Below are 1,811 nucleotides of genomic sequence, written 5' to 3' on the forward strand. Positions count from 1 at the left end.
ATTCTCGGTGGCGGTGGAACCGCAATCGACTCCCGGGACGCATTCAGATTGGCCAACAGCGGCTCAATCTCCGGGCACATCAACCACGCGGCGGCTGGAACCCTGTCAGTCACCCAAACAGGCGGTTCGATTGCCGGAAACATCACATCGACGGTGGACGCCGCCCATTCCATGGAATTCACCGGTGGCATCGTGAGCGGTAACATCACGCTCGACGGCACCACCGCAAACACCTTCGCGCTTAGTGGTGCGGATATCACCGGCGATGTCGATTTAGGTGATGGCGCCGCCCATGCGGTAACCCTGAGCAGTGGTGCTATCCGCGGTTCACTGGATATCGGTTCGGGAACCACCGAACTGTCGATCAACGTCGCAGGCGGAGACACCGTTACACTCGGAACCTTGGCGACCAACAGCACGACGACGACAACCATCAATGGCGCAGGCGCTGTCGAGATCACCACGTTCACGGTAAACGGCGCGGCCAACCAGTCGGCCGGCACATTGACGGCCACGGATCTAACGGTTGGCGATGGAGGCAGTTTCACCCAATCCGGTAACAGCGTCCTCGCCTCCTCCAATGTCAGGCTTGACGGTGCAGCAACCCTGAACCTGAACGGTACCACGACACGCGTAACGGGCGTCATCTCGGGCGGGATAGACTCAAGGGTATTCATCAACGGCACCTTCACCAGCGAAGACAGCATAAATGTCGGTCACTTCGAGATCGCCGACGGTGGTGTTTTCAACATGGCCCATGATGTGACGGCGACATCTCCGACGACATTTGCCAATTTTGGGCGACTGGCTGTTGGCGCCAGCGACACGGTGATAATCAACGGAAACTATACGCAGGATTCCAACGCGATATTTCAAACCGATGTGACGAATGACACCAGCTTCGGCAGGCTCGTAGTCACTGGCACGGCAAACCTGCCAAGCAACGCCAGAATTGACGTTAACGTGGCTGATGCCAATTTCGACTTCGCCGTCGACGAGATGCAAGACATTATCAGCGCCGGCACCCTGACCTCCGACGGCACCTTCATTGTCACCGACAATTCCAACCTTTTCGATTTCGAAGCGCTGGTCTCCGGTGACACGGTTGACCTGTGTCTGGCAGCGGCGGGAGGCAGTTGCACCGCAAGCGCCAGTATCGGTGTATATGAAGCGGTGGTCGCCACGGGCAATTGGCCGGGTGTCGGTGCCGCCGTGGTATTCGATGATCTTATCGATACCTTCATCACCGCCGGTACCAGCGGTGACAGCGACATGGATCGGGTCATCGGATCTTTAGGAGTATTGGCAACGCAGCAGGAGGTGAGCAGTGCCGTTTCACAGACCCTGCCGTTGTTGACCGCAAGCGCGGCCATACCCATAGAAAATACACTGTCCACAACGCGCCGCATCATCCAATCCCGACAGAGCGACAGTGACTGGCTTCGACCGGCAGATCCGGTCCTTGCTGACGAATACATATGGGCGAGCGGGTTTCATACACACCTTGACCATGGCGATCGCCGCGCGGTTACCGGGTTCAATGGCGGGTCGACCGGTTTCGTGCTCGGCTCTGACGGAAGCATCGGCGCCGGCACGAACTTGGGTATTGCATTCGCCTATAGCGACACGCATGTGAACAGCAACACCGACCTCAACTCGGCCGACATCGAGACCTATCAAGTGATCGGCTATGGCCGCCATGCCCTGAATGACTCGACGAATGTCGACTTTCAATTGGGTGTGGGCCTGAGCGAAACCGACGGACAGCGGACAATCAGCTTTGTTGACGGCACCCCTGTCGCCCACTCAAA

1 protein-coding gene is annotated in these 1,811 nt (G+C 57.9%); it reads left to right on the forward strand.

Going from position 1 to position 1,811, the window contains the following annotated elements:
• Nucleotides 1-48: 48 nt before the first annotated feature.
• Nucleotides 49-1,811, forward strand: a 1,763-nt coding sequence (locus tag OOZ53_RS26590) for an autotransporter outer membrane beta-barrel domain-containing protein (protein WP_271092802.1), incomplete at its 3' end; no start/stop codon positions are given.

Origin of the sequence: Allohoeflea poritis (assembly GCF_027889715.1) — a bacterium.
Taxonomy (GTDB): Bacteria; Pseudomonadota; Alphaproteobacteria; order Rhizobiales; family Rhizobiaceae; genus Hoeflea_A; species Hoeflea_A poritis.